Genomic DNA, 24,295 nt, shown 5'->3' on the forward strand with positions numbered 1-24,295 from the left:
TTCAGCAGCCTCCTAGGAGACGGATGGCGTGAGGTCGAGCAACGCCACCTCCCATGCCAAACGGGGCTGAACGAAACAAAGCAGTTGGCCGCGCAACGTGTCCAAGCGCTTGAGCCTTGCCGCGGAACTGCCGGAGCGCCAGAGCCGGTGTTGCCACCAGCCAATCAGCCACAGCTGCTGCTCGCCATCGAGGGCTTCGCAGAGATCGCGTGCCAAGGCAAGTGCCTCCATGGGAGTGGCGGGAAGCGAATCGAGGCGCTGAACCAACTCCTCAGGCAGACCAGCCAGGCTGCGGCGATGGTCGATCAGGGCGCCTGGAGACCCGGCAGCCAAGGCCAGAAGTTCCGGAGCATCTTGAGAGGTTGCACCGGTGCGCTCGAGCACCTGAGCCATGGCCTCGGGGTTGAGCCGAAGGAAACGGATCAACTGACAGCGGGAGCGAATTGTGCTGAGCAACCGCTCGGGGGCTGAGGTCAACAGAATCAGCACCCCATGGCCGGGTTCCTCCAGCGTTTTCAACAGGGCATTGGCCGCCGCTTCCGCCATCGCCTCAGCAGCCTCAATCACAACCATCCCGCGCTTCGCCTCCACCGGCTGCCGGGCCAGACAGCGTCCGATGTCGCGGATCTGCTCCAAGCGCAACTGGGGCGGAGTGCGGCGGCTGAGCCCCGCCTCCTCGGCTTCGGCGCGGGTCAGCAAACGGCCCTGATGCTGATAAGTGGGTTCCACCCAGAGCAGGTCGGGGTGATTGCGTTCCAGCAGGCGTCGGCGTTCCCGGGCCGAGGGCTGACCATCGGCGAGCAGTCCCTCCAGAAAACGCACCGCCGCCAACTGACGCCCCACCCCTTCAGGGCCGGCAAAGAGATAGGCCGGGGCCACACGGCCCTGGGCCAGGGCCGCCGAAAGCAGATCAACGGCGAGGGGCTGGCCGATCAGATCCCCAAACAGAGCGCTCAAGCCAGATGCTCCTGAAGCTGACGTTCCAGAGCAGCACGAACGGCGCTGGCTGACTGATCTGCAGCGACGGCGCACCAGGAGCGCTGCTGGGCCAACGCGGCAAAACCCTGTGCAACCCGCTCCAGAAATGCGGCGCCCTCGGCTTCGATGCGGTCCTCTTTGTCCCCGAGACGGCGCTGCAGGCTCTCTTGAACGGAAAGGCGCAGCCAGAGGGTGAGATCGGGCTGCAGCCCCGTGGTGGCGATCCGTTCGAGCCGCTGAATCAAGTCCTGATCCAACCCACGGCCATAGCCTTGATAGGCAAGGGTTGATCCCGAGAAACGATCGCTGATCACCCAATCACCACGTTCCAGCGCAGGACGGATCAGCGTTTCAACATGCTGAGCCCGATCGGCGGCATACAGCAACAATTCAGCGGTGGGAGCTGGTGCCTCCTGGTCTGCCGTGTGCAGCAGGAGTTCACGGATCGAGCGCCCCAGAGGAGTGCCTCCGGGCTCACGGGTGCAGACCACAGCAGCACCCTTCGGCATCAGACCGCTGTTGGGCAACCACTCGACCAGATGCTGGATCTGCGTGGTCTTGCCGCAGCCATCGATGCCCTCCAGAACAATGAAGCGACCTGTCATGGCAAGCGAAGAGCCAGGGCATTGAGCACCACCGTGATCGAACTCAGGGCCATCAACAGCGCCGCCAACGGGGGCGACAGCAGCACCCCATGGCTGGGGAGCAAGGCACCGGCGGCCACCGGAAGAACAATCAGGTTGTAACCGAAGGCCCAGAACAGGTTCTGCCGCACCTTCACCAGGGTGCGGCGCGCCAGGCTGAGGGCTTCGGGCAAGTTGTCGAGCCGATCGCCTAGCAACACCAGACCAGCGGAGTCCTGCGCAATCTGGGTTCCAGTGCCAATGGCAATCCCAAGATCAGCCGCGGCCAGGGCCGGCGCATCATTGATGCCATCGCCCACCATGGCCACCCGCTCGGCCTGCCGCAGCTGCTCGAGGCGCTGCAGCTTCTGCTCCGGCAGCATCTGCCAGCCCAGATCCTTGGCGGCAAAGCCCAGCTGCTGACCAAGGCGCTGCACAGCCGCCTGCCGATCACCACTGAACACCGAAAGCGCCAGACCGTGAGAACGCAGGCGTTGCAACGCCGGGGCAACATCCGGGCGCAGCTGATCCTCGATCTGCACCAGGCCCACCAGGACAGCTCCCACAGCAACAGCCACCACCGAGCCTTCAGCGGTAGAGAGCCAGTCCTGGGCGGCGGGGGCGATGGCAACACCCTGCTCCTCCAACCAGTCGGGCTTGCCAGCACGCACCTGAGCCGATGCACCGTCCACGTGGCCCTCTAGGCCCTGGCCGGAGACGGTGCGAACGTCCTCACAGTCCAGAAGCGCGAGCTCCCGGCGCTGGGCCTCCTGCAGCAGGGCGTAGGCCAAGGGATGGCGGCTGCTTTGCTCCAGGCTGGCCGCGAGCTGCAACAAATGATCCGGGTCATTCCCGTACACATCGGTCACGAGGGGACGACCCAAGGTGAGGGTGCCGGTCTTGTCGAAGACCACATGGTCCAAACCGGCGGCTGTTTCGATCACATCACCACCGCGGAACAGCCAGCCGCGCCGTGCTGCCAAGCCGGTGGCCACCGTGATCACAGTGGGGGTCGCCAGACCCAGGGCACAGGGACAGGCGACCACCAGAACGGCGATTGACAGTTGCAGGGCCAGACCCATCGGGGTGCTGGCTCCACTGCCCAAGCCGCCGTGATGCATCCCATGGCCATGGTCCATCCCATGGGACATCGCATGGGTCATGGGCATCCCAGGGGCTGACGCCTGCAGAACCTCAGGCCAGTGTTCAGCGCCGAACAACCACCAGAACAGAAAGGTGGCGAGGGCCAGGCCGATCACGCCATAGCAAAAACGGCCTGCCACACGATCGGCCAGGCCCTGGATGGGGGCCCGACGGGCCTGGGCCTGTTCCACCAGGCGAATGATCCGGGCCAGGGCGGTTTCGGTACCGACACGGGTGACCTTCAGCACCAGGGTTGACTCCAGATTGAGGCTGCCGGAGGACAACTCCGTGCCGGGCTCCGCCTGCAGTGGCAAGGGCTCACCGGTGAGGCTGGACACATCAACGGCCGAGGCCCCCTCCAGCACCACCCCATCCACCGGAATGCGGTCACCGGCCAGCAACTGCACGGTTTCACCGGGCCTGAGAGCACCAACGCGCACCTCACGAATCGCCCCGTCGCTCAACAGCAGGCGCGCCGTGTCCGGCTGGAGCTCAGCCAGTTGCTGCAGGGCCTGACCGGTCCGGAAACGGGCCCGTTCCTCGAGGAAACGTCCCAGCAGGACGAATCCCAGCAACATCACCGGTTCATTGAAAAAGCAGGGCCAACCCACCTGGGGCCAAACCAAGGCCACCAGGCTGGCCACATAGGCACTGCTCACCCCCAGGCCCACGAGGGAATCCATGCTGGGGGCCCCTGCGCGAGCAGCCGCAACACCACCCACCAGGATCGGACGGCCCGGCCCCAGCAGAGCCACCGTGGCCAACGTGGCATGGAAAGGCAGGCTGCCGATCAGAGGCAGCGACAAATGCCCTGCCTCGCTGACATGCCCCAGCACCGACAGCAACAGCAGCACCAGGGCCACCATCAGCTGTCGCCATTGCTGCCACCAGCCCGGCAGCGCCTGCCCGGCAGCCGCCGCTCCGATCGGGGCATCCAGGGAACGCTCCTTGGCCGGAAAGCCTCTGTCTGCCAGGGCTTTCAAGACACCATCCACATCACTCTCACCGGCAGTGAGATCGAGCCAGGCCGAGCGGCTGACCAGATTCACATCGGCGCGCTGAACACCGGGCTGATCCAGCAGGGTGGTTTCCACAGCGCGGACGCAACCGCCGCATTTCATCCCTTCCACATCCAGGACGACGGTCTGAACCGAAGGGCTCACAGGTGTTTACGCAACAGGGATCTTTACGAGCAGGCTAGGTCGGGCTCCGGTCCCGTCAGGATGGGGGTCCGTCCGCCGGAGCGCCGTGCCCCGCAGCAACCGCAACGACAACTTCATTGACAAGAGCTTCACGGTGATGGCGGACCTGATCGTCAAGCTGTTGCCGATCAATGCCCGCTCCAAGGAGGCCTACGTCTATTACCGGGATGGCCTCTCCGCCCAGAACGATGGCGACTATGCCGAAGCGCTGGAGAACTACGAGGAGGCCCTGAAGCTTGAGGAGAACTCCACCGACCGGAGCGAAACCCTCAAGAACATGGCCATCATCTACATGTCCAACGGCGAGGAGGAGCGGGCGATCGAGACCTACCGCAAGGCACTCGAGGAAAACCCGAACCAGCCCTCCTGCCTGAAGAACATGGGACTGATCTACGAGAAGTGGGGCCGCATCGCTGAGGAAGGCGGTGAGCAGGACGCAGCGGATCGCTGGTTTGACCAGGCCGCTGACGTCTGGACCCAGGCCGTGCGCCTCAATCCCGGCGGTTATCTCGATATCGAGAACTGGCTGAAGTCCACGGGCCGCAGCAACGTGGACGTTTACTTCTGAATCAGTCCTGGTCGGGCTGCACGGCATCACCGAGCCCCAGCACTAGGGCCTCGGTGACGCTGTCGGCCTCCAGAAGAGCAAGATCCAAACCCGAAGCCAGATCGCCCAGGCCACTGCCCCGGGGGACGACGGCCCGCTGGAAGCCCAGCCGGGCCGCTTCCTGCAGCCGAAGCTCCAGCTGACCCACAGGGCGCAACTGCCCCCCCAACCCAAGCTCGCCAATCAAGACCGTGCCCGCAGGCAGGGTGAGATCTCTGAAGCTGGCAACTACCGCTGCAGCGACCCCCAGATCCGCCGCAGGCTCCTCCACCTCTAGGCCACCGGCCACGGCCAGATAGCAGTCGAAGCGGGAGAGCGGCAGTCCCATGTGCTTCTCCAGCACCGCGAGGATCTGGTGCAGACGGTTGGTGCCGATCCCAGTCGCCGTGCGTCGCGGACTGGCATAGCTGGTGACGTTCACCAAGGCCTGCAGATCCACCACCAACGAGCGCGTGCCCTCACAGGCCACGATTGTGGCGACACCGGAGGCGCGGGCATCGCTGAGGAACAGCTCACTGGGGTTGCCCACCTCGGCCAAGCCACCGCTTTGCATCTCAAACAAACCCAACTCATGGGTGGCACCGAAGCGGTTCTTGACGGCCCGCAGCAGGCGATGACTGGCGAAGCGGTCTCCCTCGAAGGTGAGCACCGCATCCACGAGGTGTTCCAACACCTTCGGGCCGGCCAACATGCCTTCTTTGGTGACGTGGCCCACCAACAACAACGAGATGTTCTGGCGTTTCGCCAGCCGTTGCAGGGCAGCCGCACATTCACGCACCTGACCGACGGACCCCGGCGCACTGGTGAGGTTGGCGTCATGCAACGCCTGAATGCTGTCGATGATCGCCACAGCGGGGCGCAGGGCCTCCAGCTCCTCCAGCACCAGTTCCAGATCGGTTTCGGCCAGCAACTGCAGCTCCGAAGCCCCCCCGGCAAGCCGCTGCCAGCGCAGCTTCACCTGCTGGGCTGATTCCTCAGCACTCACATAGAGCACGGATGCACTGGCCGCCATCGCTGAGGCGCTCTGCAGCAGCAATGTGCTCTTGCCAATGCCCGGATCGCCCCCCACGAGCACCAGCGAACCGGGGACCAGACCACCACCCAGAACGCGGTCAAATTCCGCCGACCCGGTGGCCAGACGCTGCAGCGGCTGATCCTCCAGCGAAGCCATGGCCGTGGAGCGTCGCGGGGCAGCGGCCTGCTCCGGATCTGGAGCACTGCGGCGGCGACGGCCATCGTCGGCGGGCTGGGATTGCTCCACCAGCGAATTCCAGCTTCCGCACTCCGGGCAACGGCCGAAAAACTGTCGGGCACGGGCTCCACAGACCTGACAGATGAAAACAGCGGTGGATTTGGGCACTGCGAACTGTGAAGAAAGTTGCCGTTGAATGAACAGACCGGGGGGCTGCCCTTTTATTTGTGGCGAGAATTGACTAACGCCTCGGTGCCCATGACGGCCACGGCTCCCACCAAGGAAACGATCCTCGTGGTCGACGACGAGGCATCAATCCGACGGATCCTGGAAACCCGTCTATCCATGATCGGATACAACGTCGTAACCGCCTGCGACGGCACCGAAGCCCTGGAATTGTTCCCCACCTGCACGCCCGATCTGGTGGTGCTGGACGTGATGATGCCAAAGCTGGACGGCTATGGCGTCTGCCAGGAGCTGCGCAAGGAATCCGACGTTCCCATCGTGATGCTGACGGCCCTCGGCGACGTGGCTGACCGCATCACCGGGCTTGAGCTCGGTGCCGATGACTATGTGGTGAAGCCCTTCAGCCCGAAGGAGCTGGAAGCCCGCATCCGCTGCGTGCTGCGCCGGGTCGAGAAGGAGCAGGTGGCGGGCATTCCCAACTCCGGCGTCATCCAGGTCAGCGACCTGCGCATCGACACCAACAAACGCCAGGTGTTCCGCGGCGATGAACGCATCCGCCTAACGGGGATGGAATTCAGCCTGTTGGAACTGCTGGTGAGCCGTTCCGGCGAGCCGTTCAACCGCGGCGAAATCCTCAAAGAGGTGTGGGGCTACACCCCGGAGCGCCATGTGGACACCCGGGTGGTGGATGTTCATATCTCCCGTCTGCGCTCCAAATTGGAGGATGATCCTGCCAATCCCGAGTTGATCCTCACAGCTCGGGGCACCGGCTACCTGTTCCAGCGCATCGTCGATTCCGTTGCCTCCGAAGGACCCTGATCCCACCCCGGCCCCTCAGCCGCGGCATAAAACAAACCGTCCTCGGGCGATCCGTCGCCTGGTGATTTGGTATCGGCGCAATGCCGCCGTCACAACCATCGTTGATGGCGCTGCCAGCTCAGCAACGGCCGCGGGTTCGATGGCCGGCAACGTGGCCGAAACCGTTGTCTCCGGAGCAGGCACGGTGGCCAGCAGCGTGCTCCAACCGCTGGGGTTTGATCCCCTGCGCTGGCTGCAGGGGGGCACCGATGCCGATGAGATCGACGATGCAGAGCGGCTCTGGGTGGCCGTGGATGGCATGGGCGGTGACCATGCGCCGGGGCCGATCCTGGAGGGATGCCTGGACGCCATTGACCGGCTGCCGCTGAAGATCCGCTTCGTGGGGGAGATCGACCGGGTGATGGCTGCCGCCACCAGCCTCGGGCTACGCGAAGCCTTGGAAATTGCGCGTGCGGCAGGACATCTGGACCTGGTGGCCAGTGGGCCCTCCATCGGCATGGATGACGAAGCCACGGCGGTGCGGCGCAAACGGGACGCCAGCATCAATGTGGCCATGGACCTCGTGAAGAAAGGCGAGGCCGAGGCGGTGTACTCCGCCGGCAATTCCGGGGCGGTGATGGCCTCGGCGATTTTTCGGCTGGGACGGCTCAAGGGCATCGACCGCCCCGCCATCGGCGCCCTGTTCCCCACCAAGGATCCAGGCAAGCCGGTGTTGGTGCTCGATGTGGGCGCCAACATGGACTGCAAGCCCACCTACTTGCACCAGTTCGCCCTGCTGGGGAACATCTACAGCCGGGATGTGCTGCAGGTGAAACGGCCACGCATCGGCCTGCTGAACATTGGCGAGGAGGAGTGCAAAGGGAACGATCTCTCCTTGAAGACCCACGAATTGCTGCGGGACGAATCCAGGCTCCACTTCGCCGGCAACTGCGAAGGCCGGGATGTGCTTTCGGGCGACTTCGATGTGGTGGTCTGTGATGGATTCACCGGGAATGTGCTGCTGAAATTCCTGGAGTCCGTGGGCAGTGTTCTGCTGGGGGTGCTGCGGGCGGAATTGCCCCGGGGACGTCGAGGCAAGGTGGGATCCGCGTTTCTGCGCAGCAACCTGAAACGCATCAAAAAGCGGCTCGACCATGCCGAACACGGTGGTGCCCTGCTTCTGGGCGTGAACGGCATTTCCGTGATCGGCCACGGCAGCAGCAAGGCCCTCTCGGTGGTCAGCGCCCTGCGCATTGCCCACTCCGCAGCAAGCCATGGGGTGATGGACGATCTCGCCACGCTGCAACAGGGTTGTGATTGACTGACGCGACGTCAATCAACCTCCGTCTTGGTCGAGCCGCTCAGCACAACCAGGGGGGTGTTGTTCCGAGGGTCTGGCAGCGCGACGCCCAGCCGTTCGATCAGCAACGCCGAGCTCGGCGAGAGGGTGGAAACCAGCGACGAATGGATTCGGACGCGCACCGGGATTGCCGCGCGACGGGTGGTCAACAGCGATGAATCCCTCGCCGAACTCAGCGGACTAGCGGCTGAACGGGCACTGGACATGGCCGGTTGGTCTGCCGACAGCCTGGATCTGATCCTGTTGGCCACCTCCACCCCAGACGACCTGTTCGGTTCGGCGCCACGCCTGCAGGCTCGTCTCGGTGCCACCAATGCCGTGGCCTTTGATCTCACCGCTGCCTGCAGTGGATTTCTGTTCGCCGTTGTCACCGCTGCCCAGTACCTGCGCAGTGGGGCGATGCGCCGGGTCCTCGTGGTGGGGGCCGATCAACTGAGTCGCTGGGTGAACTGGGACGATCGACGCTCCTGTGTTTTGTTCGGTGATGCGGCCGGCGCCGTGGTGCTGGAGGCTTCAGAGAATGGCCAGGACCATCTCGAAGGCTTCCTGCTGCGCTCCGATGGCAGCCGCGGCGGGGTGCTGCAGCTGCCCCAGGTGAACCAACGCCAGCCCCTTGTGGGAGATGCCAGCCATCAGTGCGGCGGCTTCGAGCCGATTCAGATGAACGGGCAGGAGGTTTACAAATTCGCAGTGCGCGAAGTGCCGGCCATTCTCGAGAAACTGCTTGCCCAGGGGGGCATCAATGCAGATGCACTCGACTGGCTGCTGCTGCATCAGGCCAACCAACGCATCCTCGATGCGGTGGGGGATCGCTTCTCGGTGCCCTCCGAGAAGGTGCTCAGCAACCTGGCCCACTACGGAAACACATCGGCAGCCACCATCCCCCTGATGCTGGATGAAGCCGTGCGCGATGGACGCATCCAACCCGGCCACCGCATCGCCAGCAGTGGATTCGGTGCAGGATTGAGCTGGGGTGCAGCCCTCTTCCGCTGGAGCGGGCCCGCCTAATCTCCGGCACGGTCTGCAGAACACAGCAATGGCGATCGCCTGGGTCTTTCCCGGTCAGGGCTCTCAAAAGGTGGGCATGGCAGAAGCGCTGCTCAGCGTCGAAGGCAGCCGAGAGCGTTTCGCCATGGCCTCCGAGCTGCTCGGGCGCGACCTGCTGGCGATCTGCCAGGGGGAAAGCGGCGGAGGTGATGGGCCGGATGACCTCAACGACACCCGCAACACCCAGCCCGCCCTGTTCGTGATCGAATCGGTGCTGGCCGACAACCTTCAGCAGCAGGGCCGCGAGCCTGCGCTGGTGGCCGGCCACAGCCTGGGCGAGCTGGTTGCTCTGTACAGCGCAGGGGTGTTTGGGCTGGAGATCGGTCTGCAGTTGATGAAAACCCGCTCAGAACTGATGGCAAACGCCGGGGGCGGCGCAATGACTGCCGTGATCGGCTTCGATCGCGCTCAACTGGACGACCTGGTGGCCGCCACGGACGGCGTCAGCATCGCCAACGACAACAGCGATGCCCAGGTGGTGATCTCTGGCTCTCCAGAGGCCGTGGAACGCGTGAGTGGAGCCCTGAAATGCAAGCGCGCCATCCCTCTGGCCGTCTCCGGAGCCTTCCACTCCCCGTTCATGGCGGAGGCGGCTGAGCGCTTCGCCGCCGCGCTGGACAACGTGCCCTTCCTGGATGCCCGCGTTCCGGTGCTCAGCAACAGCGCCGCCAGCGCCAGCACCAGCGCGGAGGAGCTCAAACTGCGCCTGAAGCAGCAGATGACCACCGGCGTGCGCTGGCGCGAAACCATGGCGGCCATGACCGACAGCGGGGTGGACACCCTGGTGGAAATCGGTCCGGGCAACGTGCTCGGTGGCCTGGCCAAACGCAACATGAGCGGTGTCACCACCGCCCAGATCTCCGGGGCTGGAGACCTCGGACAGTGAGTCAGTCCAGCCTCGTCCGCACCCCCAAGCCCAGCCTCACCTACCGGCTGGTCAGCAGCCTTCTGGTGTTCCCGGTCTTCCGCTTGCTGTTCCGCGGATCGACCTCCGGCAACAACCGAGTGCCCATGCAAGGGCCCCTTGTGGTGGTGGCCAACCATGGTTCGCACCTGGACCCGCCCTTGCTGGGCCATGCCCTGGGGCGCCCCGTGGCCTTCATGGCCAAGGCGGAACTGTTCAGCATCCCGCTGCTGGGGCGTTTGATCCGGGCCTGTGGTGCTTACCCCGTGCGGCGGGGTGCCAGCGATCGCGAAGCGATCCGCACCGCAACGGCTCGACTCGAAGAAGGCTGGGCAACGGGGGTGTTTCTGGACGGCACCCGACAGAACGACGGCCGGATCAACAACCCACTCCCCGGAGCGGCCCTGCTCGCGGCTCGCACGGGAGCCCCGCTGCTGCCGGTGGCCATCTGCAACAGCCACCGCGCCTTGGGCAGCGGGCGCAGCTGGCCGCGCCTGGTGCCGATTCAGCTTCGCATCGGCGACCCCATCCCAGCCCCGGCCAGTCGCCGCAGGCCTGATCTGGATGCCACCACTGCTCTGCTACAGGAACGCATCAACGCTCTGCTGGATCAGGGTCCGCAGCATCCCTGAGGTCGCGACCGGTCATCACCCACGCCACCGCACGAAGCCAATCACTCCATTGCTTGAGGCGTCCCTCCTGGGTGCAGTCCTCGCGGCAGGCGACGGGAACGCCGGTGAGCTGAATTCCGCGGCTGCCGGCCACCACCTGGCCCACCGCCATGGAGCGGGGCAGGTGGTCTTCGCTGGTCACGAGCAGAACATGGCGGACACCATCCGCCTGCAGCTCATCCACCACAGACGTGAAATTGCTGAGGGTGTCACGGGCCCGGTAATCCAGGGTGACGCGGGCGGGATTGAAACGCTCCTCACTGAGCATCCATTCGGCGTACTCACGGTTGCTGCCCCCGCTCACCAGCAGGGGTAGGTCGAGCTGACGTGCCAACCGGGCACCCATTCGTTCCCGGTCCACATCTCCCCCGAGCACCAGCACCAGCTGGGGGGGGCTGCGAACCAACAGAGCCCGCCGATAGGGCGACAGCGGGCCGGGCCCCAACAGCCAGGCCATCAAACCAGCTCCCAGCAGTAGCCCTGTACGCACGCCCGCCATCAGACCTGTCCAACAGGTGAGGTGGGGTAGATCGGCAGCACCTCAGCCCAGGGCATCGCTGCGCAGGCAGCATGGCTGCGCTGCAACAGCTGCAGGAGCCGCGCCACATCCGCTTCCACGTCCAGCTGCACCTCAACAGCAGGCTGGGGCGATGCCCCCTGAGGCAGCAAGGTCGGCAGGCTGAGTTCGTGCACCTGCCCGGTCGTGATCTGGTACTGACCACCCACCACCCCGCGCCGGGGCAACTCCTGGGTGATCCAGAACGGTTCCCCCTGCATGGCTTGGGGCAGTTGCCGCTCCAGGCGTGGGGCCATCAGGGCATAGCTGCTCACCCCAAGCAGGGGGCAATCCAGCTGTTGCGCCAGGGTGCGAGCCATCACCACCGTGAGGCGGGTGCCGGTGAAGCCGCCGGGTCCCGTCGCGACGGCAAGGCCCTGCAACTGGGGCCAACGCTCCGGCGGGAGGAGCCCCTGAACCCGCGAAATCAAGCTGTTGGAGAGGCCCCGGCCATCCGGATGGACCTGCACCAAGGGCTCTGGCCCAGGCTGCTGGTGATCCAGCAGCGCCATGCCGAAGCAGTCGGAACAGCTGTGCAGGGCGAGCAGCAGCGGCGGAGCCGTCATCGGGGCAGCTCCTGTCCAGGACGGCAACGCTGCCACCGGCCTGGATCCGCCTTGAAGCTGGAGCAGGAGCGCACATCCCACTCAATCCCGGCCTGGCCATCGGGGAGATCCATCACCGACACGTGGATACGGGGCGCGTCTGGCTCAAAATCCGGGGCCTGGGCTAGATGCGGAACACCATGCTGACGCTCAACTGCGTGATAGGCCTGACAACGGTCGACCCAGCTGCAATCCACGCAGATGCACATGCCTCCCAAGGCCGTTCACTCCCCCCATTCTGATGGCCCAAGGCTCCGGCAACGCATTGCTTGACCAGCTGCGAGAGCGACTGGCGCCAGACCAGTGGCCTCTCCCCCTGGCACGGCTTCCGGAGGGCACGGCGCTGGTGGGCGGCGCCGTGCGGGATGGCTTGCTGGACCGTCTCCAGGAACAGCCGGATCTTGACCTGGTGGTCCCATCGGATGCCATCGCTCTGACCAAGGCCCTGGCCCAGGAGCTCCATGGCACGTGTGTGGTGCTGGACGCGGAACGGAGCATTGCTCGGCTGGTGCTTGGGGGCTGGACGGTCGACATCGCCCGACAGGACGGAGACCGCATCGAAGACGACCTCTGGCGGCGCGACTACCGGCTCAATGCCATCGCCGTGTCGCTCCAGCCCTGGGGAGAGCTGTGGGACCCCACAGGGGGACTGAGCGACCTCCAGCAGGGCTGCCTGACCGCCGTCTCGGAAGCCAACCTCATCGACGACCCTCTGCGGTTGCTGAGGGGATTGCGGCTGATGGCGGAAATCCCTCTCACCATCTCCAACCAGACCATGGCTTGGATTGAGCGCCACGCTGCACGGCTTCCGGAAGCGGCACCGGAGCGGATCCTGGCGGAGCTGCAGCGCCTGGTGCGGGGCGAACACGCTGACGCCGCGATGGCAGCCCTCACAAGCCTGCCGTTGCTGCATCCCTGGGCGGCCGGAGGCCAACCTCCCACGCCCGGCAACATCGATGGCCTGACCAGCGAGGAAGCCGCAGCAGGAGTGCCCTTGGCTCGACTGACGGCCCTGGTGAGCGATGAGGGGCTCAGCCAACTCCGCGCCAGTCGCGCCCTGCGCCAGCGCTGCAAACGGCTGCGGAGCTGGCAGCACCGCACCGGCCAGGCACCGGACGCGCTACCCGAGAGCGATCGACTGCAATTGCACGAGGAGCTGGAGGGGGATCTCCCCGCCCTGGCCCTGCAACTGCCCATGCCCGAAAAAGAAATCTGGCTGCGTCGGTGGCGCAACGCCGAGGACCCTCTGTTCCACCCCAGAACCCCGGTCGACGGCAATGGCCTGCTCACGGCCCTGGAGATCGAACCCGGCCCCCGTCTCGGACGCCTGCTGCATCATCTGAAGCTTGAACATGCCTTTGGACGCATCCAGACCCCAAGCGAGGCACTGAAGGAGGCCCAACATTTCTTGACCCGTAAAGCGAGGCTCTGTGATTAACTTTCTTGGTGTCAATGATGACGGTCAGACACCGACAGATCGCATTTCCTTTCCTTCATGAGCATCCGCCTGTACATCGGCAACCTGCCGCAGACCTTTGAAGAACAGGAGCTGGTGGCTCTGCTCAAGTCGGTGGGAGAAGGGATTCGGTTCAAGTCGGTTCTCGACCGCGAAACCGGTGCATGCCGCGGTTTCGGCTTCGCCAACGTGGACGATCCGAAACTGGCCGACGCCGTGATCGAAGCTCTCAACGGCAAGGAGTTCGGTGGCAGTGCCCTGCGGGTCGAGCGCTCCGAGCGTCGCGACAACAATGCTGGCGGCAACCGTCGTGGAGCCCCCAATGCAGCCGGCCAGCCTCAAGTGGCCCGCAAGGCTGTGAACAAGGTGGTCCACAGCGATGCGAAGAGCGAAGGCGCTCCTGACCCCCGCTGGGCCGGCGAACTGTCCAAACTCAAGGATCTGCTGGCCAACCAGAAGACGGCGGTTTGATCCGTCGATGATCTGATCGAGGGATAAAGAAGTTCAACTTCACCCCTGCCGGTCATACCGGCAGGGATTTTTAACGTGACTGAGCCAACAGGAATGAACGGGGCAGATCAAGCAGCTTGTTCACCTTGGCCACATAGGCACGGTGATTGAACACGTCGTAATCGACCCGTTCAATTTCATCCAGGATGCCGCGGTACAACCGCAACGACGTCCACACCGGCCAGCGCGCATCGGCGGACAGCCAACGGACCCCGGCTTCGGAGCGAGCAAACCAATCGCGAGCCCGCTCCAGCTGGAAGCGCATCAGCGCACGCCAGGCGTTATTAAGGGTTCCGGCCATCAACTCCTCCTCGGAATAACCGAACCGCTCGAGATCTTCCTGGGGCAGATAGATACGGCCACGGCCCCGGTCTTCCCCCACATCCCGAAGGATGTTGGTGAGTTGGTTTGCGATCCCAAGGGCGACGGCGGCATCGGACGTGTCCGGACAGTCGCTCCAGGGGGCTGAGGTGTAGGCCTGGTCGACGCCCATCACCCCCTGGGTCATCAGGCCAACGGTGCCTGCCACGCGATAGCAGTAGAGCTTGAGGTCTTCAAAGCGGGGGTAGCGGGTCCAGGTGAGGTCCATCCGCTGGCCCTCGATCATGTCGAGGTAAGGCTGAATGCCCTGGGGGAAGCGCTCCAGGGTGTCGACCATCACCGCATCCAGGTCGTCCTCCACCCGACCATCAAAGAGAGCACGGGTCTTTTCCTCCCAACGGTCGAGCCGCTCTGCAAGCTCCTCCACCGGACGCGCCTGAGCCTCCGGGCTGTCCATCAACTCATCCGTGCGCCGGCACCACACATAGATCGCCCAGATGGCACGCCGCTTCTCCGGAGGGAGAAGCAAAGTGCCGATATAGAACGTCTTGGCCCACTCGGCGGTCTCCCGACGGCAAGCCTCAAAGGCTGCGTCGAGATCCGGGGAGGCGAGGGGCATGGCTCAGGCCGTCACAGGCTCACTGGAAGAGGTCGATGATGCCAGCTGACCTGTCTTGCGGTCCACCGCACCGGCGCAGAGCTTGCCACTAAGAACAGCACCCTCCATCGAGGCGAGATAGCGCTGCATCGTGTAGTCGCCCGCGAGGAAGAAGTTCTTGATCGGGGTGGTTTGATCCGGACGCAGCTCCTGGCAGCCGGGCGTCGTCTTGTAGACGGACAAGGGCGTCTTCACGACCTTGTATTTGCGCAGGGTGGCGGGGTTGTCGCCACTGAAGTGCAACGGGAACAGCTTCTTGAGCTCGCCCATGGTGGCCTCAATGATCTCCTCATCGGGGCGGCCGATCCAGTCTTTGGCAGGAGCAAAAACCAGCTCAAGCATCGACTTGTCGGGGTCTTCGTACTCCTTGCAGGTGATGCTCATATCGGCATACACGCTGAGCAGGGGGGAGCGGCTGAACAGCAGATGGTCGATATCGGTGAGCTTGCGATCGAACCAAAGGTGCAGGTTGATCACAGGGACACCCCGGAGGCCATCCAACTTCTGGAACACCTCCATCTGCTTCCAGGGCTCGGGCAGCAGCAGCTTGAAGGGATCCACCGGCAAGGCACTGACGTAGGCATCAGCGGTGAGATCGAAGCTCTCCTTGCCCTTCACGCCACCGATGTGGAAGGCCGCCACCGAACCATCGGCATTGAGCTTGATCTCACGCAGGGGGCTGTCGAGGTGCACTTCACCTCCCAGTGATTCGATGTGCTCAACCACCGGCTGGCAGAGGCGCTCCGGCGGTGCACCATCCAGGAACGCCATCTTGGAGCCGTTCTTCTCCTGCAGGAAGCGGTTCAGGGCCGTGAGCACCACGGTGGCGGAGATCTCATCGGGATCGATGAAATTCAGCGCCTTGCTCATCGCCAAGAACACTTCATCGTTCACCCGTTCGGGAATGTTGTGGACCCGCAGCCACTCGGTCCAGGAGTATTTGTCGCACTCCTCGACGTACCCCTGACCCCGGAGCATGGCGGGGAGCAGTCCCAGGCCGAAGCTGATCTTTTCCGGCCAGGTGAGCATGTCGTTGTTGCCCAGAATCGCCGCCACACCGTTCACGGGTGCCGGCAGGTCGGGGAAATCAAAGCGGCTGTAGGTGCCTGGTTCGTCCTGCTGGTTGAAGATCATCGAATGGCTCTTCCACTGCAGCCTGTCTTCGATGTTCAGCTCTTTAAATAGCTGCAGCATGTTCGGGTAGGCCCCGAAGAAAATGTGCAGGCCGGTCTCATACCAGTCGCCGTCCTCGTCTTTCCAGGCCGCCACCTTGCCGCCGAGAACATCCCTTGCTTCCACAACGATGGGGGTGTGGCCGGCATCCGCCAGGTATTTGGCACAGGAGAGTCCAGCAAGACCAGCTCCGGCAATAGCGACGCGCATGCGGCCGTCTCAAAAGTGAAACCAACCTTAAAAGGGCTTGACCCCCGTTCGCTTCTTAAAGTCGTGTCAGCTTTCCCGTGGGCGCGTCTTGGCTGACACCCTTCTCAAGTGCACCACCCGCCACGTGCGCCTGTTCACAGCAGCACTTCAAGAGGAGGATCTGGTTCCTTCGGATGACCAACTGACCTTGGATCTGGATCCCGACAACGAATTTCTCTGGGATGCCGCCAGCCTCGCCAAGGTGCAGGGACGCTTCGAGGAACTGGTGGATGCCGCAGCCGGTGGCGAACTGAGTGACTACACCCTGCGCCGCATCGGTACAGACCTGGAGGGATTCATCCGGCAACTGCTCCAGGCCGGAGAACTCAGCTACAACCCGGATGGCCGCGTGCAGAACTTCTCCATGGGCCTGCCCCGCACTCCAGAACTGTTGTGACCGGCTCGCGCTACGACCGCGGCGGCCGCCGACCGCGTGATGGCCGCTACGACCGCGGTGAGCGGGACCTCTATGACGCTCCACCCCGAGGCGGATACGGCCGTCCTCCCGGCCCGCCACCAGGTGGTGGAGGCGGCCAGGGCGGCTTTCAATTCAGCACCCTCACCGTGGCCGTCTTGGCAGGAGTTCTCGTGGTGGGAATCGGTATCGGCAGCGCTGTCACCAGCACCACCACGGGAGACCAGGGAAACATCGCCAGCTCCCAGCAACTGGACATGGCCGTTCCCGACCCGGAGTTCTGCCGCCAGTGGGGGGCGAGCGCCTTCGTCATGGACATCGAGATGTACACGACGCTCAACCCCTCCAGCAGCTTTGTGACCCAGCCAACCCTGCAACCGGGTTGTGTGATCCGTCGGGAGAACTGGTCTGTGCTGCGCAAGGAGGGGGCCATCACCGCCGAGCAGGAGCGTGAGTGCAAACAGCGGATGAACACTTTTGCCTACATCGGCTCCGTTCGGGACAAGCCCGTGGTGCGCTGCGTCTACCAAACCGATATCAGTGAGAACAAATTCCTCACCCGAGGCGTCGCCGACGACACGGTGGGCGTGACACCCGAGGCCGATCAGTTCTGAACCAGTTGCTCCCCGATCGCTTCAGGCACGACCTTCGCTGCCTGACGAATCGGGCTGTCAGCGCTGGCAAAGACGGGCAGAACGTCATTGCGGAAGGCCACCGAGGCGCGTGAGCAGTAGCGGGCGGGATGGGTGATCAACTTGAGCTGGCGTCTCACCTGCAGATCAGCCACCTGGGGCCGGTGAATCGTTCCCGCCGATAACTCCCGCTCGATCGACACCACGGGAACAAAGGCGGCTCCCAGGCCCGCCTGAACGGCATTCTTGATGGCTTCCAGCGAATTCAGCTCCATGTCGATGCGCAGGCGCTGCACATCCAGGCCGGAGCGCGCCAGAAGCTGGTCGACCATCTTCCGGGTGGTGGATTGCGCATCGAGGCAGACGAAGCCCAGGCGATACAGGTCTTCCTTGGTGAGTTCAGCCAGTCGGGCCAAGGGGTGCTTCACCGGCAGCACCAGCGCCAGCTCATCACTGGCGTAGGGCACCACCTGCAGCAGTTCATTGAGTTCCGCCGGCAATTCACCACCGATGATCGCCAGGTCGATCTGACCGTTGGCCACACTCCAGCCCGTGCGTCTGGTGCTGTGGACCTGGAGCTGCACGGAAACGTCCGGATATTTCTGGCGGAACAGACCGATCATCCGGGGCATCAAATAGGTGCCGGTGGTCTGGCTTGCCCCCACGATCAGGGATCCACCTTTGAGGTTGTGGAGATCATCCAGGGCCCGACAGGCTTCATGGCACTGGCTGAGGATCCGGTCGCAGTAACTCAGCAGCAGATGACCGGCCTCAGTGAGCTGCGCCTTGCGCCCGCCGCGATCAAACAGCGAAACCTCCAACTGCTTCTCCAGGTTCTGGATCTGAAGGCTGACGGCGGGCTGGGTGACGTAAAGACTGTCGGCGGCTTTCTTGAAGCTGCCCTCACTGACAATCGCGCGAAGGATCCGCAGCTGGTCGAGGGTGAACGGCAGATCTGCCACCGCGGAACACCCGGAGGAACACCAGAAATTTAGGACCGCCACGTCCGACAGCCAGAATCACGCCCTTCCAACGCAGCCGCCATGGCCTCCACCCACCACAGCAGCGTCGTGATGCTGGTGCTGCTGATCCTGTTTGCCGTAATTCACAGCGGTGGTGCTGCCCTGCGCAGCCGGGCTGAGGCCGTGATCGGAGCACGGGCCTGGCGCCTGATCTTCGCGGCAGCCAGCATTCCCTCGGCCGTGGTGGTGATCGGATGGTTCCTGGCCCATCGCTACGACGGGATGCGGCTGTGGAATCTCCAGGGCGTGCCTGGGGTGATTCCGCTCGTGTGGATCGGAACCGCCATCAGTTTTCTCTTCCTCTATCCAGCCACCTACAACCTGCTGGAGATCCCGGCGGTGCTGAAACCGCAGGTGCGTCTTTACGCCACGGGGATCATCCGTATCAGCCGCCATCCCCAGGCCATCGGGCAAATCCTCTGGTGCCTCACCCATGCCCTCTGGATCGGCAGCAGCTTCATGCTGGTGACCTGCGTGGGCCTGATCGGCCATCACCTCTTCGCCGTCTGGCATGGCGACCGGCGCCTGAAGGCCCGCTTCGGCGAAGCCTTTGACGAGCTCAAGGCCAGCACCTCAATCGTGCCTTTCGCAGCGGTGCTGGATGGACGCCAGCAGTTGCAGTGGCAGGAATTCGTTCGACCGGCACAACTGGGCATCGCCATCGCCGTCGGCGTGTTCTGGTGGGCCCATCGCTTCATTCCGACGGCTGCCGAGTTGATGCGCAATTCAGCACTCCAGAACCTGCTGGGCTGAGCTGCCTACACTCGCTTCAACCTCCTTTTTGCGGATGCCCTCGGCCGAGGAACTCGCCTGGCTCATTCCGGTTCTGCCCCTGTTCGGCGCAGTGCTGACCGGGTTGGGATTGATCAGCTTCAACCGCACGATCAATCGGTTGCGCAAACCCGTTGCGCTGCTGTTGATCTCCTGCGTTGGCGCAGCTGCGGCCCTCAGCTACAGCATCCTGTTCAACCAGCTCAATGGCGCCCCGCCCGTTGAGCATCTGTTCGTATGGGCCAGCGCAGGCAACTTCGTTCTGCCGATGGGCTACGTGGTGGATCCACTCGGGGCGGTGATGCTGGCGCTGGTCACCACCATCGCCCTGCTGGTGCTGGTGTATTCCCACGGCTACATGGCCCATGACAAGGGCTATGTGCGCTTTTTCACGTACCTGGCGCTGTTCAGCAGCTCCATGCTGGGTCTGATCATCAGCCCCAATCTTCTGGAGATCTACGTCTTCTGGGAGCTGGTGGGCATGTGTTCCTACCTGCTGGTGGGCTTCTGGTACGACCGCGACGGTGCCGCCCACGCCGCTCAGAAGGCTTTTGTGGTGAACCGGGTTGGTGACTTCGGCCTGCTGCTGGGCATCCTTGGCCTGTTCTGGGCCACCGGAAGCTTCGATTTCCAGGGAATCGCCGATGGTCTGCAGAACGGCCTGGCCGCCGGAACGGTGGCCCCATGGGCAGCGCTGCTGCTCTGCCTGCTGGTGTTCATGGGTCCGATGGCCAAGTCGGCCCAGTTCCCTCTCCACGTTTGGCTGCCCGATGCCATGGAGGGCCCGACGCCGATTTCAGCGCTGATTCACGCCGCAACGATGGTGGCCGCAGGGGTGTTCCTGGTGGCCCGCCTTGATCCCCTCTACGCCCAGTTCCCCATCGTTCAAACCGTGATCGCCGTCGTTGGCACGATCACCTGCTTCCTGGGGGCTTCCATTGCCCTCACCCAGATGGACCTCAAGAAGGGTCTGGCCTACAGCACCGTCTCCCAGCTCGGCTACATGATGCTGGCGATGGGTTGCGGTGCCCCGGTTGCCGGCATCTTCCACCTGGTGACCCATGCCTTCTTCAAGGCCATGCTGTTCCTGGGATCGGGCTCCGTCATCCATGCCATGGAAGAGGTAGTGGGTCACGAGCCCGTGCTTGCCCAGGACATGCGCCTGATGGGCGGCCTGCGCAAAAAGATGCCCGTCACCTCGATCACCTTCTTCATCGGCTGCATCGCCATCAGTGGCATTCCGCCCCTGGCCGGCTTCTGGAGCAAGGACGAAATTCTTGGCCAGGCCTTCAACAGCTACCCACTGCTCTGGGTGGTGGGCTTCCTGACGGCGGGGATGACGGCCTTCTACATGTTCCGGCTCTACTTCCTCACCTTTGAAGGGGAATTCCGTGGCAATGACACCGCCATGCAGGCCCAGCTGCTGACCGCCGCTGGCAAGGATCCTTCCGAGCACCACGCCCATGGCGGCAGCGTGCACGAATCGGCCTGGCCGATGGCGGCCCCCTTGGCGGTGCTGGCGGTGCCATCGGTGCTGATCGGTCTGCTGGGAACGCCCTGGAACAGCCGTTTTGCGGGCCTTCTCAATCCGGAAGAAGCCCTCGAGATGGCCGAACAGTTCAGCTGGGGCGAGTTTCTCCCCCTGGCGGGCGCCTCCGTGGCCATCTCCGTTGCCGGCATCAGCCTGGCTGTTCTGGCCTATGCCCTGCGTCGGATTGATCTGGGGCAGCTGGTGGCCGGCCGCTTCCCGGCGGTCAATGCCTTCCTCGCCAACAAGTGGTATCTCGATGTGTTGAACGAAAAGCTGTTCGTTCGCGGCAGCCGCAAACTGGCACGGGAGGTGCTCGAGGTGGACGCCAAAGTGGTGGATGGCGTGGTCAACCTCACCGGACTGCTCACCCTGGGCAGCGGCGAAGGTCTCAAATATCTCGAGACCGGACGGGCCCAGTTCTATGCCCTGATTGTGTTTGCCGGCGTGATCGGCCTGGTGCTGCTATTCGGCGTGATCGGCGGACCAATCGCATAGGCCCATCGCCCATGTGTGTCATCGCCTATCGAGGTGATGACACAGCGGCCATGATTTCTACGATCCATCCAGTGAGGATCGGATCAGCGTGTTCGAATTCGCAGTCGCCGGACTCAGCGATCCGGTGCAGGCCACAGTTCCATGGCTGAGCCTGTCGATCCTGGTGCCGATTGTGGGTGCCCTGCTGGTGCCGCTGGTTCCAGACAAAGGCGAGGGCAAACAGGTGCGCTGGTACGCCCTGATCGTGACGCTGATCACCTTCCTGATCACCGTCGCGGCCTACCTCACCGGCTATGACCCCAGCCTCAGTGGTCTGCAGCTGTCCGAACGGGTGAGCTGGCTGCCGGATCTTGGCCTCACCTGGGCGGTGGGAGCCGACGGGCTCTCAATGCCGTTGATCCTGCTCACCAGCTTCATCACCAGCCTGGCCTGCCTGGCGGCATGGCCGGTGAGTTTCAAACCGCGGCTGTTTTATTTCCTGCTGCTGGCCATGGACGGCGGCCAGATCGCCGTCTTCGCCGTGCAGGACATGCTTCTGTTCTTCCTGGCCTGGGAGCTGGAACTGATCCCGGTGTATCTGCTGCTGGCCATCTGGGGCGGCAAGAAACGCCAGTACGCCGCAACCAAATTCATCCTCTACACCGCCGGCAGCTCCCTGTTCATCCTGTTGGCCGCCCTGGCCATGGGCTTCTTCGGCGGCGGCACCCCCAGTTTTGAGTACACCGCTCTCGCAGCCAAAGACTTCGGCACGGGCTTTCAACTGCTCTGCTACGCCGGGCTGCTGATCGCCTTCGGCGTAAAGCTGCCGATCGTGCCCCTGCACACCTGGCTGCCGGATGCCCATGGCGAAGCAACGGCACCGGTGCACATGCTGTTGGCCGGCATCCTGCTGAAGATGGGCGGCTATGCCCTGCTGCGCTTCAACTGTGAACTGCTGCCAGCGGCGCACTCTCAGTTCGCCCCACTGCTGATCGTGCTGGGGGTGGTGAACATCATTTACGCCGCCCTCACCTCCTTCGCCCAGCGCAACCTCAAGCGAAAGATCGCCTACAGCTCGATCAGCCACATGGGCTTCGTGCTGATCGGCGTGGGCAGCTTCAGTGCCCTGGGAACCAGTGGCGCCATGCTGCAGATGATCAGCCACGGCTTGATTGGCGCCAGCTTGTTCTTCCTCGTGGGTGCCACCTACGACCGCACCCACACGCTTCAGCTGGATGAGATGGGAGGCATCGGCCAGAAGATGCGCATCATGTTCGCGCTCTGGACGGTGTGTGCCCTCGCCTCCCTGGCCCTGCCCGGCATGAGCGGGTTCGTGAGCGAACTGATGGTGTTCGCTGGTTTCGCCACGGATGAGGCCTACACCCTGCCCTTCCGCGTGGTGATCTGCGGACTGGCCGCCGTCGGCGTGATCCTCACACCGATCTATCTGCTCTCGATGCTTCGCGAGATCTTCTTCGGCAAGGAAAAAGAGGAGCTCGTATCCCACACCAACCTGGTGGATGCGGAGCCGCGCGAGGTGTACATCATCGGCTGCCTGCTGGTGCCGATCATCGGAATCGGGCTCTACCCCAAGCTGATGACCGACAGCTACCGCAGCTCGATTGAAGCCCTAGTGAACCGAAACCTGGGTGCGATGGAACAGGTGATCTCACCAACGGCCCCCCTGATTCGAGGTCAGGCGCCCGTTCCAGCAGTCATCCAAGCCCCCGCCGTAGGCGCGTCATAAATCACGTATCGATTCCGATTCATTCCCGGCCAACCGTCCGTAAGTTCCAGGGGAACGCTCCCCTGCCATGCGTCAGATCAACTTCGGCCTGATCTTCAGCTTCGGCCTGATCACGGTGTTCTTCACCCTGGCGAACACCAGCCCCACGACGGTTCACGTGTTGCCCGGTGTGGAGTACACCCTGCCTTTGGCGGGTCTGCTGCTGCTGGCAGCGGGGTTGGGAGCCGTGTCGGCCTGGTTCTTCGCCGCCTGGACCGGGATGCTCAACAACGTTGAACAGTTCAGCAAAGCGAACGAATACGAAGCACAGCAGGTGCGGATCCAGGAACTGGAGACGGACCTCAGCCGCTACCGCTCCACCGTTGAAACCCAGCTGGGCCTGCTGCCTGCCACCACCGTCAGCGCGACCAGTGCCGAGAGCAACGACAACGACCAGGCAGAGGTCTCCGACGCCAGCAGCGCGGCCTGAGGCAGCACTGGCGACACCGGTTGAGGACCGATACCTTGCCGGGAAAGGGTGAATTGACTTGCTCCAGGTGGCCCCCAACGACGGCGCTGATGCTGGAGCCCGCCTTGCGATTCGGCTGCTGCAGGACGCAGCGGAGCGGGGCGATCTCGATCCCTGGGATGTGGATGTGATTGCCGTCATCGACGGCTTTCTGGATCAACTCCGGCAACGCATCGAAGTTCCCGGGCAGGTGGCAGCCGCCCTGGCCGGAAGGGGCGGCAGCTACGAACGGGACCTGGCTGACAGCAGCGAAGCCTTCCTAGCCGCCTCCGTGCTGGTGGGTCTTAAGGCGGAAATGCTTGAAACCAGCATGTTGCCGCCGCCGCCCGAAGTCGAAGATCACTTCGATGCCGACTTCGATGAGCAAGGCTGGCTGGATCCGGCCTTTGATCTGCCCCGACGGCCGGAACGTCATCTGCAGCGGCGACCCGTGGCACCCCCGCCCTTGCGTCGGCCCGTCACCCTCGGGGAGCTGATCGAACAGCTGGAAACAATTGCCGAGCAGCTGGAATCTGACGAGCTCGAGGCACGCCGCCGCAAACGGCAGAAGCGCTACAGCAACCATGAAGCCATCGCCCAGGTGGCCGGACTGGCCCACCGCGAAAAGCTGCCGGAAACAACCGCAGCACTGGGCGTCTTTCTGAACGGTTGGGAAACCGCCCTGGACTGGGTGGGCTTCGATCAACTGGTGGATCAGTGGGAGATGGCCGCCGCCGCGGACCTGGACCGTGACCGGGTCGGGGTGTTCTGGGCCCTGCTGTTTCTCTCCTCCCAGGGCCAGGTTGAGCTGGAGCAGGAGGGTTGGCTCCACGGTCCCCTGCGGCTGAAATTCATCCCAGCGAGTGGCACTGCAACGCAACTGCCAATCCGCAGCCTTCAGGTGCCAGATCCGTCGCCGACCCGGACGGTCGTGGCGGCCTAAGACAGGGGCTATGGTCGTGGCCTTGTTTTGACCG

25 protein-coding genes are annotated in these 24,295 nt (G+C 63.8%); 15 read left to right on the forward strand and 10 right to left on the reverse strand.

Annotation, left to right across the window (positions count from 1 at the left end):
- Nucleotides 1-12 precede the first annotated feature (12 nt).
- From holB to SynA1544_RS13195, 3 genes are read right to left on the reverse strand one after another with little or no spacing between them, the layout of a single operon-like run.
- Nucleotides 13-957 carry a DNA polymerase III subunit delta' gene (gene holB / locus SynA1544_RS13185; RefSeq protein WP_186514096.1) on the reverse strand — a complete coding sequence of 315 codons (945 nt, stop codon included), beginning with the start codon at nt 955-957 and terminating at the stop codon, nt 13-15.
- Nucleotides 954-1,583, reverse strand: coding sequence for a dTMP kinase (gene tmk / locus SynA1544_RS13190; protein ID WP_186514097.1), 630 nt, complete (start codon nt 1,581-1,583; stop codon nt 954-956). The genes holB and tmk overlap by 4 nt, the downstream gene beginning before the upstream one ends.
- Complete coding sequence (locus SynA1544_RS13195) at nt 1,580-3,907, reverse strand: cation-translocating P-type ATPase (protein WP_186514098.1); 2,328 nt, start codon at nt 3,905-3,907, stop codon at nt 1,580-1,582. The genes tmk and SynA1544_RS13195 overlap by 4 nt, the downstream gene beginning before the upstream one ends.
- Before the next feature lie 85 nt (nt 3,908-3,992).
- Between SynA1544_RS13195 and SynA1544_RS13200 the strand changes: the two genes are divergently transcribed.
- Nucleotides 3,993-4,514 carry a photosystem I assembly protein Ycf3 gene (locus SynA1544_RS13200; protein ID WP_006849793.1) on the forward strand — a complete coding sequence of 174 codons (522 nt, stop codon included), beginning with the start codon at nt 3,993-3,995 and terminating at the stop codon, nt 4,512-4,514.
- 1 nt (nt 4,515) lies between these two features.
- Here the strand turns inward: SynA1544_RS13200 and radA are convergent, their stop codons facing one another.
- Nucleotides 4,516-5,913, reverse strand: a complete 1,398-nt coding sequence (gene radA / locus SynA1544_RS13205) for a DNA repair protein RadA (RefSeq protein WP_186514099.1) — start codon at nt 5,911-5,913, stop codon at nt 4,516-4,518.
- Nucleotides 5,914-6,003: 90 nt separating this feature from the next.
- Here radA and rpaB point away from each other — a divergent pair, with 90 nt between their 5' ends.
- The 5 genes from rpaB to SynA1544_RS13230 are packed head-to-tail and all read left to right on the forward strand — an operon-like array spanning nt 6,004 to nt 10,672.
- A complete protein-coding gene (gene rpaB, locus SynA1544_RS13210; RefSeq protein ID WP_025362545.1) occupies nt 6,004-6,750 on the forward strand; it encodes a response regulator transcription factor RpaB in 747 nt (248 codons plus the stop codon).
- Nucleotides 6,731-8,050, forward strand: coding sequence for a phosphate acyltransferase PlsX (plsX, locus tag SynA1544_RS13215; RefSeq protein WP_186514100.1), 1,320 nt, complete (start codon nt 6,731-6,733; stop codon nt 8,048-8,050). The genes rpaB and plsX overlap by 20 nt, the downstream gene beginning before the upstream one ends.
- A gap of 27 nt (nt 8,051-8,077) precedes the next feature.
- Nucleotides 8,078-9,097 carry a beta-ketoacyl-ACP synthase III gene (locus tag SynA1544_RS13220; RefSeq protein ID WP_186514101.1) on the forward strand — a complete coding sequence of 340 codons (1,020 nt, stop codon included), beginning with the start codon at nt 8,078-8,080 and terminating at the stop codon, nt 9,095-9,097.
- A 28-nt stretch (nt 9,098-9,125) separates the two neighbouring features.
- Entirely contained in the window at nt 9,126-10,022 is an 897-nt protein-coding gene (fabD, locus tag SynA1544_RS13225; RefSeq protein ID WP_186514102.1) for an ACP S-malonyltransferase, read from the forward strand.
- Complete coding sequence (locus SynA1544_RS13230) at nt 10,019-10,672, forward strand: 1-acyl-sn-glycerol-3-phosphate acyltransferase (RefSeq protein ID WP_115081170.1); 654 nt, start codon at nt 10,019-10,021, stop codon at nt 10,670-10,672. Before fabD ends, SynA1544_RS13230 begins: the two co-directional genes overlap by 4 nt.
- Here the strand turns inward: SynA1544_RS13230 and SynA1544_RS13235 are convergent.
- The 3 genes from SynA1544_RS13235 to SynA1544_RS13245 are packed head-to-tail and all read right to left on the reverse strand — an operon-like array spanning nt 10,635 to nt 12,081.
- Nucleotides 10,635-11,210 carry a YdcF family protein gene (locus SynA1544_RS13235; protein WP_186514103.1) on the reverse strand — a complete coding sequence of 192 codons (576 nt, stop codon included), beginning with the start codon at nt 11,208-11,210 and terminating at the stop codon, nt 10,635-10,637. The genes SynA1544_RS13230 and SynA1544_RS13235 overlap by 38 nt on opposite strands.
- Nucleotides 11,210-11,833 (reverse strand): tRNA (adenosine(37)-N6)-threonylcarbamoyltransferase complex dimerization subunit type 1 TsaB, encoded by a 624-nt coding sequence (gene tsaB / locus SynA1544_RS13240; protein ID WP_186514104.1) that lies wholly within the window; start codon nt 11,831-11,833, stop codon nt 11,210-11,212. Before tsaB ends, SynA1544_RS13235 begins: the two co-directional genes overlap by 1 nt.
- A complete protein-coding gene (locus tag SynA1544_RS13245) occupies nt 11,830-12,081 on the reverse strand; it encodes a Ycf34 family protein (RefSeq protein WP_115131232.1) in 252 nt (83 codons plus the stop codon). Before SynA1544_RS13245 ends, tsaB begins: the two co-directional genes overlap by 4 nt.
- Nucleotides 12,082-12,113: 32 nt before the next feature.
- On the opposite strand from SynA1544_RS13245, the gene SynA1544_RS13250 reads away from it, so the two are divergent.
- Together SynA1544_RS13250 and SynA1544_RS13255 are read left to right on the forward strand one after the other, a co-directional pair.
- Nucleotides 12,114-13,310 carry a CCA tRNA nucleotidyltransferase gene (locus SynA1544_RS13250; RefSeq protein WP_186514105.1) on the forward strand — a complete coding sequence of 399 codons (1,197 nt, stop codon included), beginning with the start codon at nt 12,114-12,116 and terminating at the stop codon, nt 13,308-13,310.
- Nucleotides 13,311-13,367: 57 nt separating this feature from the next.
- On the forward strand, nt 13,368-13,799 hold the full coding sequence (locus SynA1544_RS13255) for an RNA-binding protein (protein ID WP_186514106.1): 432 nt from the start codon (nt 13,368-13,370) through the stop codon (nt 13,797-13,799).
- Nucleotides 13,800-13,869: 70 nt separating this feature from the next.
- On the opposite strand, the gene SynA1544_RS13260 is transcribed toward SynA1544_RS13255, so the two are convergent.
- Both SynA1544_RS13260 and pds read right to left on the reverse strand, forming a co-directional pair.
- Entirely contained in the window at nt 13,870-14,778 is a 909-nt protein-coding gene (locus SynA1544_RS13260; RefSeq protein WP_186493980.1) for a phytoene synthase, read from the reverse strand.
- A gap of 3 nt (nt 14,779-14,781) precedes the next feature.
- Nucleotides 14,782-16,200 carry a 15-cis-phytoene desaturase gene (pds, locus tag SynA1544_RS13265; RefSeq protein ID WP_186514107.1) on the reverse strand — a complete coding sequence of 473 codons (1,419 nt, stop codon included), beginning with the start codon at nt 16,198-16,200 and terminating at the stop codon, nt 14,782-14,784.
- 88 nt (nt 16,201-16,288) lie between these two features.
- On the opposite strand from pds, the gene SynA1544_RS13270 reads away from it, so the two are divergent.
- Nucleotides 16,289-16,636, forward strand: a complete 348-nt coding sequence (locus SynA1544_RS13270) for an NAD(P)H-quinone oxidoreductase subunit M (RefSeq protein WP_186514108.1) — start codon at nt 16,289-16,291, stop codon at nt 16,634-16,636.
- Complete coding sequence (locus tag SynA1544_RS13275) at nt 16,633-17,268, forward strand: DUF3172 domain-containing protein (protein ID WP_186514109.1); 636 nt, start codon at nt 16,633-16,635, stop codon at nt 17,266-17,268. The genes SynA1544_RS13270 and SynA1544_RS13275 overlap by 4 nt, the downstream gene beginning before the upstream one ends.
- Here the strand turns inward: SynA1544_RS13275 and SynA1544_RS13280 are convergent.
- Nucleotides 17,259-18,248 carry a LysR family transcriptional regulator gene (locus tag SynA1544_RS13280; protein ID WP_114987555.1) on the reverse strand — a complete coding sequence of 330 codons (990 nt, stop codon included), beginning with the start codon at nt 18,246-18,248 and terminating at the stop codon, nt 17,259-17,261. The two genes, SynA1544_RS13275 and SynA1544_RS13280, sit on opposite strands and share 10 nt — an antisense overlap.
- A gap of 81 nt (nt 18,249-18,329) precedes the next feature.
- Here SynA1544_RS13280 and SynA1544_RS13285 point away from each other — a divergent pair, with 81 nt between their 5' ends.
- The 5 genes from SynA1544_RS13285 (at nt 18,330) to SynA1544_RS13305 (ending at nt 24,261) form a co-directional block, all read left to right on the forward strand.
- On the forward strand, nt 18,330-19,061 hold the full coding sequence (locus SynA1544_RS13285) for an NnrU family protein (protein ID WP_115160862.1): 732 nt from the start codon (nt 18,330-18,332) through the stop codon (nt 19,059-19,061).
- Nucleotides 19,062-19,095: 34 nt separating this feature from the next.
- A complete protein-coding gene (locus tag SynA1544_RS13290) occupies nt 19,096-21,105 on the forward strand; it encodes an NAD(P)H-quinone oxidoreductase subunit 5 (protein ID WP_186514110.1) in 2,010 nt (669 codons plus the stop codon).
- Nucleotides 21,106-21,193: 88 nt separating this feature from the next.
- Nucleotides 21,194-22,831: an NAD(P)H-quinone oxidoreductase subunit 4 gene (locus tag SynA1544_RS13295; protein WP_115081180.1), complete on the forward strand. Its 1,638-nt coding sequence runs from the start codon at nt 21,194-21,196 to the stop codon at nt 22,829-22,831.
- 67 nt (nt 22,832-22,898) lie between these two features.
- Entirely contained in the window at nt 22,899-23,300 is a 402-nt protein-coding gene (locus SynA1544_RS13300) for a lipopolysaccharide assembly protein LapA domain-containing protein (protein ID WP_186514111.1), read from the forward strand.
- Nucleotides 23,301-23,358: 58 nt separating this feature from the next.
- On the forward strand, nt 23,359-24,261 hold the full coding sequence (locus SynA1544_RS13305; protein WP_186514112.1) for a segregation/condensation protein A: 903 nt from the start codon (nt 23,359-23,361) through the stop codon (nt 24,259-24,261).
- The last annotated feature ends 34 nt before the right edge of the window (nt 24,262-24,295 follow it).

It is taken from the genome of Synechococcus sp. A15-44 (genome assembly GCF_014280115.1).
Lineage (GTDB): Bacteria > Cyanobacteriota > Cyanobacteriia > PCC-6307 > Cyanobiaceae > Parasynechococcus.